Raw genomic sequence first — 7,127 nt, 5'->3', positions numbered from 1 at the left:
TGGCAAACAAATCAGCGGTAAGGCGGACGGTTGCGGATCTTTCGTTTAGCTACAACACTGGCGTTCGGCTTGGACTCGGTTAGCCTGCCAGCTACGTTTGCTTTGCCAGAAAGTGATGGAAGAAAGTGCTCTTGCGAATCACCCAGGGCCATCTGGCGAAAAGCGATAATTGTTCGGTCACCGCCGGACGAAATCAACCGTCAAACATAAAACTTGACGGGTTCATTTGACGCCTGGCCGGCATGAGCTGCGACAAAGAAAAGCAATCGGCAGTTCGCAAGATTTTGGTCGAGGTGCTACCGGCCGACAAATAGCGTCCCGCACAACCCCATCTGCTTATTGGCAGAAGACCGGTTGTATCACCCTTTTGGCTGCTACCGCCTAAAAGCACCAACCAGCAACTCTTCCGAGGGAGCCCAAGGTCCCACACCTCGTCTTCGCCAGGGATCTAGTGACCTCCACGATAGTGGGCAGATGCGGGCGCCATTGGGAAGTAGCCTGATCAAAGACGTGAAGTGGACAGGGGCGGGATCGAACCGCCGACACCTGGATTTTCAGTCCAGTGCTCTACCAACTGAGCTACCTGTCCGTTTTCTCGTAGCTGACGGCACGGAGATTTGCACTCGGCATGTGATCATTCAGCGATCACAAGGCCGGCTGGCGTGCCCAAACGGCAAACCTGGCCGATTTACGCAGCCGTACCCGGTGCCTCGCGGTCTCATTTTATCGTAACGGCCCGGTTCTCCGACTGTCAATGGGGAGCCATCACAGAGTTGCCGGTCACGATCTCCTGGAGACAGCCCACGTTATGGTCAAGCCGAAAATTGCTCTGCGTCCCCGGGACTTGTTCACGTAAGGCGTAACGCTTCCATCTGAGGTCCAGCTAGACCCAACGGGTGTGAGTTCGCTGTCATGGGTCCCCGATGATGTCATGACCCCGACGGTTACGCATACTTGCGCCTGCTGGGGACGGACGAATGGCGCTAATGTCAGCCCAGCGGTTGGCGCCTCATATGGAGTGGGTGATAATCCCTGTGATAGTGCCCAGTCATTATCGCAATTTAGCAGCCTCGGGCAACCAGAGATTCAGCAAGTGACCCAGGTTAAAGGAGACGATTTCTGCCATGCCGCGTGCTAAGGTTCTTATTCCGAGAAGTGCCCAAAAAATTGAAGATACATGGGACCTTTCAAGCCTTTTCCCCAGCGATGCGAGTTGGGAGACGGCTTTTGCGGAATGGGAAAGGAGGATTGAGGAATACGATCGCTTTCGCGGGAAACTTGCGGAAGGGCCGGAGGTGATTGCCCATTGTCTTCGCTTTGATCTCGATATGGATCGGCAGGGAGAGCGCCTTGGGACGTACGCCTTTTTGAAGACCGCCGAGGATCTGTCGAATTCTGAATATCAGCGGATGCGAGGACGGTTTCTCAATGTAGCCAGCCGTGTTGCGCAGGCCGCCAGCTTCATTCGACCGGAGTTATTGGCTATAGCGCCAGAAAAGATGGAAAAATATCTTCAGCACGAGGCGCTGCGACCCTATGCCGTGTATTTGCGGCGCATTCTCCGCTGGCGTTCCCATATTCTTAGCCCTGCCGAGGAACGCTTGCTGGCTATGCAGACGGAGATGGCAGAGACACCCTCTCATGTCTTTCATCAACTCAACAATGCAGATCTTCGTTTTGGCATATTGGAAAACGAAAAAGGTCAGAGAATTGAGTTGACGCATGGCACCTTTATTACGTTTCTACAATCTCCGCGCCGGGATGTTCGGTCGCAGGCTTTTCATACTTTCTATGAGAAATATTTGGAGCATCAAAACACGCTCGCGGCTACGCTCGCGGGATCGATGCAGAAGGACGTGTATTATGCCCGCGTGAGGAACTTTCCTTCCTCGCGTGAGGCAGCCCTTTTCGCTGAGAATATCCCTGTGACGGTTTATGACCAATTGATTGCTACCGTCAGAAAACACCTTCCTGCCCTTTATCGCTACTACGAGTTAAGAAGAAAAAAACTGCGATTAAAACAGCTCAGTGTCTATGACACGTACGTCCCGCTAGTTAAAGATGTGAAAGTGAAAAGGTCGTGGGACGAAGCGGTGTCGCTGGTGCTGGAGGCCCTTAAGCCCTTAGGAACGGAATATGTGGGAATTCTGCGGCGCGGATTTGAAAACCGCTGGTGTGACAAATATGAGAATCGTGGAAAGCAAAGCGGGGCATTCAGCGCCGGTACATACGACGGCAACCCCTATATTCTCATGAACTATCAGGAAGATGTTTTCGACCACGTTTTTACGCTTGCTCATGAGGCAGGCCATTCAATGCATAGTTACTATTCGGCCCATCACCAGCCTTATCATCTTTATCAATATACGATCTTTGTAGCCGAGGTGGCGAGTACCTTCAATGAACAATTACTCGGAAGGTATCTGCTTGCGAAGGCAGAGGACGCTCGGGAAAAAGCATACATTATCAATCACGAGATTGATGAAATTCGGGGAACTATCTTCAGGCAGACGATGTTTGCGGAATTTGAAAAAATAACGCACGAGACATTGGAGGCTGGAGAGCCGCTGACCCTGGATGCGTTTCGAAAAATCTATCGGCAGTTGCTGCATGATTATTTCGGCGATGAGGTTGATATACCGGAGCTCCTAGAATTGGAATGCTTTCGCATTCCACACTTTTACAATGCTTTTTACGTGTACAAATATGCCACAGGGCTGTCGGCCGCCATTGCACTGGCGGAGCGTGTTTTGAACGGCGGTGATCGAGAAGTGAAGGACTATCTCGGTTTTCTGGCGGGTGGTTGTTCGAAGGATCCTCTTGATCTGTTGAGAGATGCAGGGGTGGACATGGAACGCCCGGAACCAGTGGAAGCGGCAATGCAAAGGTTCGAATCGCTGGTAAGTGAGCTCGAAGAACTTCTATAGGATGATAGTCAGTGTCGTAAATACTGAGTTCGCAAGCGGAAGGAGTAAGGTACAAACGACGAATGGTGATTGAAAAAGCCAACGATTCCTCTCGGGGTGACGTCCCTTCGGTCCCGTGGTGGCGGGATTTTCGATCGCACATGCCGGTCTGTCAGCGCTGGATATACTTCGATCACGCGGCTGTCTCTCCCTTGCCGGACGTCAGCCGGGATGCGATCGTCCGTTGGGCGCACCAAGCTGCGGAAATGGGCGACGTGGTATGGAAGCAGTGGGCAGGGATTCTCGAGCAACTGCGTGCAAGCGCTGCTCAGTTTCTCGGAGCATCTCCGCGAGAAATCGCCCTCGTGAGAAATACAAGCCATGGAATCTCGATCGTGGCAGAGGGATTTCCCTGGCGTGCTGGGGACAACGTGGTGATACCAGCCGATGAGTTTCCAGCGAATCAGTATCCCTGGCTGGCGCTGCGTGAGAGGGGCGTGGAGGTCCGCCGGGTGCCACCCAGAGAAGGACGTGTACGAATCGAGGACCTGCTAGCCGCCTGCGATAGCCGAACCCGGATTCTTTCGGTAAGCTGGGTGAGCTACCATTTGGGGTGGCGGCACAACCCTGGTGATCTCGCTGAGATTGCCCACCGAGTCGGGGCCTACTTCTTTCTCGACGCGATCCAGGGTCTTGGGGTCTTCCCTATAGATGTTCGCGATGCCGGAATCGATTTTCTAGCGGCAGACGGCCATAAGTGGCTCCTGGGTCCCGAAGGAGCGGGCATCCTGTTTGTGCGCGAGCCGCTTTGGGAAATACTCCGGCCCACCAGCCTCGGTTGGAATAGTGTGGAGCATCCATTCGATTTCGATCGAATAGAATTTCGGCTCAAACCGAGTGCTGCGCGGTATGAAGGAGGCTCCGCCAATATGGTGGGGTTTATCGGCCTTCACTCTTCCCTTCAATTGCTTCAAACCTACGGCGTAGAGGGGTTGCAAAATCGAGTCTTGGATTTGACTGATTATTTGGTCGAACGACTTGCAAAATTTGGACTCAGTGTCGCCAGCGATCGAACCACAAGGGACCACGCGAGTGGCATCGTTGCGGTGGATTGGCCAACTGATTCGCTGGGGACTATACACAAGAAGCTATTGGAGCGGGGTGTGGTTGTCAGCGCGAGGTCCGGACGTCTGCGGCTGAGTCCCCATGCCTATAATGACCTGTCTGATGTGGATACCTTGGTTGACTCACTCGCCGAAATTCTCCGCTCTCAATAAAAGTGCGTGCTGGACGTTCGGATTACTCAAGTATACAGAATAGTGTACTACATATGACTCAGTCCGTTTACTTATATACCTATGGCAAACAAGCATGAGCAATTCACAGGAAAATACTAGAATCAGCATGCAAATTGAAGAATTGGCGTGCGAACTTCAGAAGGCCATTGAGCAAAAAGATGTTGGCTTAGTCACCCGAATTGTTCAGAAGATTCCACCAGGTGAGCTTCCTCATATTCTTTGGCAGTTGGGCCTGGAGGATCAAACGCGGCTGATGGAATTGATCGATTCTGACGAGGCCGCTGAACTGCTCTTGGAGCTGCCCGAGAGTCAGGCCGCGGACGTGCTTGAAGCGATGGACGGTGTTCGAGCAGCCGCGATCCTCGATCAGATGCCGAGTAATGAGCAAGCGGACTTGCTCGGGGCCGTTGCTGCCGAGCGGTCGGAAGAATTTCTGAAACAAATGATGCCGGGCGAGGCAGAGGATGCTCGTCGGCTTCTTCAATACCGTCCAGATACGGCCGGAGGCCTGATGATTACGGAGTATCTGGCCTATGAAGAATCACTTGCGGTCGACGATGTTATCCAAGATCTGCGAGAGAATGCCGACAAATACAGGAAGTATGACGTTCTGTATATTTATACGATAGACTCCGATGGTCTATTACGTGGTGTCCTGCGCGTGCGTGATCTTCTTTTAAGTGCCCCGCATCAGAATTTGGTTGCGTTGGAAGTTTGTAATCCAATTTCTGTCCACGTAGATACGCCTGTGGATGAATTAGATCATCTCTTTCGAAAGCACAGATTTTTTGGGCTCCCCGTCGTGGATTCGTCCGGCAGACTGGTAGGAATGGTGCGGCGCCAGGATGTGGAGGAAGCCATGGCCGAGCGGGCCAGCCGCAGCTTTTTGAAATTGCTGGGCATTGCTGGCGGAGAAGAAATTCGATCCATGGCCCTCAAGGAGCGAATTAAAGGGCGAACGGTCTGGTTGTCCATCAACCTCGTCCTTGATCTTATTGCAGCGAGCGTCATTCCGCTTTTCGAGAATACGATTGCTCAGGTTCTGGCAATAGTGTTTTTCTTGCCCATCATCTCGGATATGGGTGGGAATACCGGGAGTCAGTCTCTGGGGGTGACCTTGCGGGAGCTGGCTGCAGGATTGATTGGGCCTCGTGACGCCTGGCGAGTCGCCAGGATTGAGTTACCGCTTGGCGTTGTGAATGGGTTGGTCGTTGGGATCCTGCTGGCTGCGGTGGGATGGATCTGGCAGGGGAATGTGTTCCTGGGCGCGGTGGTGGGGACCGCGTTGGCCCTCAATACCGTGCTGGCCGCCGTTTTGGGGGCAGTAATGCCCCTTGCCCTTTCGCGGGTGGGAATTGATCCCGCTTTGGCTTCTGGTCCAATCTTAACGACGATCACTGATCTAAGTGGTTTTGTTCTTATTCTGGGAGGTGCTCAACTCGCTCTCCCCTGGCTTCTGATGTAAGAATCGTATAAAAAACGACTACCCAAATCGGGTAGTCGTCGCCAGGTTCTTGCTCGGTTTAGCCGGATTGGATCCGACTGACGGTTGGACCGCGGGTTGGGCTTTTATCAGACCGCGGTACAACCCATTTGTGACAACGACTTACTGCTCATTGCGGTTCAGGTACAGGCGGCCTGGCGAGAAGCTATAATGTCGCTTCACTGTTACACTTTGTTTCACGAAAGCTGCTGACGCGATGCGCCATCCTGTCGGGAAATGGTCATGGACCGATTGGGGTCAGATTGCGCTGCAGGAAGTCTCTTGGACCGCGAAGCGTGTAGTAAGGATACGTAATGGCGGCGGTCGGAGGGCCTGGCTGAATATAACCGGCATAACCGGCATGTTTGTGACCGTGGCCGCCCCAACCCAAGCCGTGTTGGGGATCTCGCGGAGCCACATACCAAGGGTGGCCAGCACAGGAGGCACAGCCGCAAACCGGGCAACAAGCGTTGTCGCGACCGCAAGCAGGATTTCCAAGCCCTGATAGTCCAGTGCCCCGAACGTATCTCGCACGTTCCCCGGCGAAACTGGCGATGGTAGCCGTGCACGCTACCAACACGACCGTTACAGCTATCAATCTTTGTAGCTTCATCATTTTCATCCTTTCTTGACTCTTTCACTGGGGAATCGGTGTTTCCCCGAAGGTGTGTTGCCTTACCGCGGTCCGCAAAGTCGCTTCAAATTATACAGATTGTCACGGTCATTGAACACCGTGCTGGCGGGCCGTCAAAAATATCATCGGAAGCTTTGCTGACAAAATGAAAATATTCATTCATCTGCGAAGGTGGCACCACCGGACGGTCGGTGGGTCTTGTTTGGAGAGCGATTGAGTTTGTCCGCCTCTTTTCCACGGGGGTATGAAACGTTGCGACACTTTGGCGTGCGCAATCGGCCGCGCTATTCTTTACGGCTTATATTTGATTCGAGGGGGATTGTGTCCCGCATTGATGAGGCTGGTTTGCATTTGACGACCGCGTCAGTCAGCGATGGTCGAGAAATGAGGCTCTGCTCACGTGATGCAGCTTTCACCCTCGTCGAGGTGTTGGTAGCTGTGGCGCTTTTGGCGACAGTCACAGCCGCTGTCGTACTTGCCTTAGGGGTAATCATGCAAAACAGCGAGGAGCTGGTCATTCGTGAGCTTGCCGAAGGGTTAGCTCAGGACCTCATGGACGAGATTCTCAACTGTCGTTATTGCGAGGCAGGGCTATCACCGTATGCCCCGTTAGGGCCAAGCCCAGCGGAGAAGGCCACCGGTAATCGATCGCTATTTGACGACATTGACGACTACGCCGGGCTTGTGGATCAGCCACCCCACGACAAGTGGGGCCGGCTCCTGGGTAGGGAGAGTGACAGTGGCGAGCGACCACCACCGGCGATAGCGTCCGGTTTGGAAAACTTTCGGCGAGAGGTCAAGGTTCA

Annotated in this window: 5 protein-coding genes and 1 tRNA gene; 4 read left to right on the top strand and 2 right to left on the bottom strand. The window is 53.4% G+C overall.

The genetic code is table 11. From position 1 onward, the window contains the following. Positions 1 to 516 precede the first annotated feature (516 nt). Positions 517 to 589, bottom strand: a tRNA-Phe gene (locus ABJK56_RS08575). 535 nt (positions 590 to 1,124) lie between these two features. On the opposite strand from ABJK56_RS08575, the gene pepF reads away from it, so the two are divergent. From pepF to mgtE, 3 genes are all read left to right on the top strand, one after another. Next, positions 1,125 to 2,927, top strand: coding sequence for an oligoendopeptidase F (gene pepF / locus ABJK56_RS08570; RefSeq protein ID WP_347244252.1), 1,803 nt, complete (start codon positions 1,125 to 1,127; stop codon positions 2,925 to 2,927). Positions 2,928 to 2,989: 62 nt separating this feature from the next. Beyond that, positions 2,990 to 4,183, top strand: coding sequence for an aminotransferase class V-fold PLP-dependent enzyme (locus tag ABJK56_RS08565; protein ID WP_347244251.1), 1,194 nt, complete (start codon positions 2,990 to 2,992; stop codon positions 4,181 to 4,183). Between the two features lie 94 nt (positions 4,184 to 4,277). After that, a complete protein-coding gene (mgtE, locus tag ABJK56_RS08560; protein ID WP_347244250.1) occupies positions 4,278 to 5,669 on the top strand; it encodes a magnesium transporter in 1,392 nt (463 codons plus the stop codon). 276 nt (positions 5,670 to 5,945) lie between these two features. Here the strand turns inward: mgtE and ABJK56_RS08555 are convergent, their stop codons facing one another. After that, positions 5,946 to 6,221: a hypothetical protein gene (locus ABJK56_RS08555; RefSeq protein ID WP_347244249.1), complete on the bottom strand. Its 276-nt coding sequence runs from the start codon at positions 6,219 to 6,221 to the stop codon at positions 5,946 to 5,948. Between the two features lie 484 nt (positions 6,222 to 6,705). Between ABJK56_RS08555 and ABJK56_RS08550 the strand changes: the two genes are divergently transcribed. Beyond that, the coding region (locus ABJK56_RS08550) for a type II secretion system protein (RefSeq protein WP_347244248.1) at positions 6,706 to 7,127 on the top strand (422 nt) is incomplete at its 3' end.

It is taken from the genome of Thermogutta sp., from assembly GCF_039793925.1.
In the GTDB taxonomy this organism is placed as follows: Bacteria; Planctomycetota; Planctomycetia; order Pirellulales; family Thermoguttaceae; genus Thermogutta.
The sequence above is the reverse complement of the archived record's forward strand: the minus strand, read 5'-3'. Positions and strand labels throughout refer to the sequence as shown.

Coding starts and splice junctions, on each gene's coding strand:
- pepF (WP_347244252.1), top strand. CDS start 1,125: ATGCCGCGTGCTAAGGTTCTTATTCCGAGAAGTGCCCAAAAAATTGAA.
- ABJK56_RS08565 (WP_347244251.1), top strand. CDS start 2,990: ATGGTGATTGAAAAAGCCAACGATTCCTCTCGGGGTGACGTCCCTTCG.
- mgtE (WP_347244250.1), top strand. CDS start 4,278: ATGAGCAATTCACAGGAAAATACTAGAATCAGCATGCAAATTGAAGAA.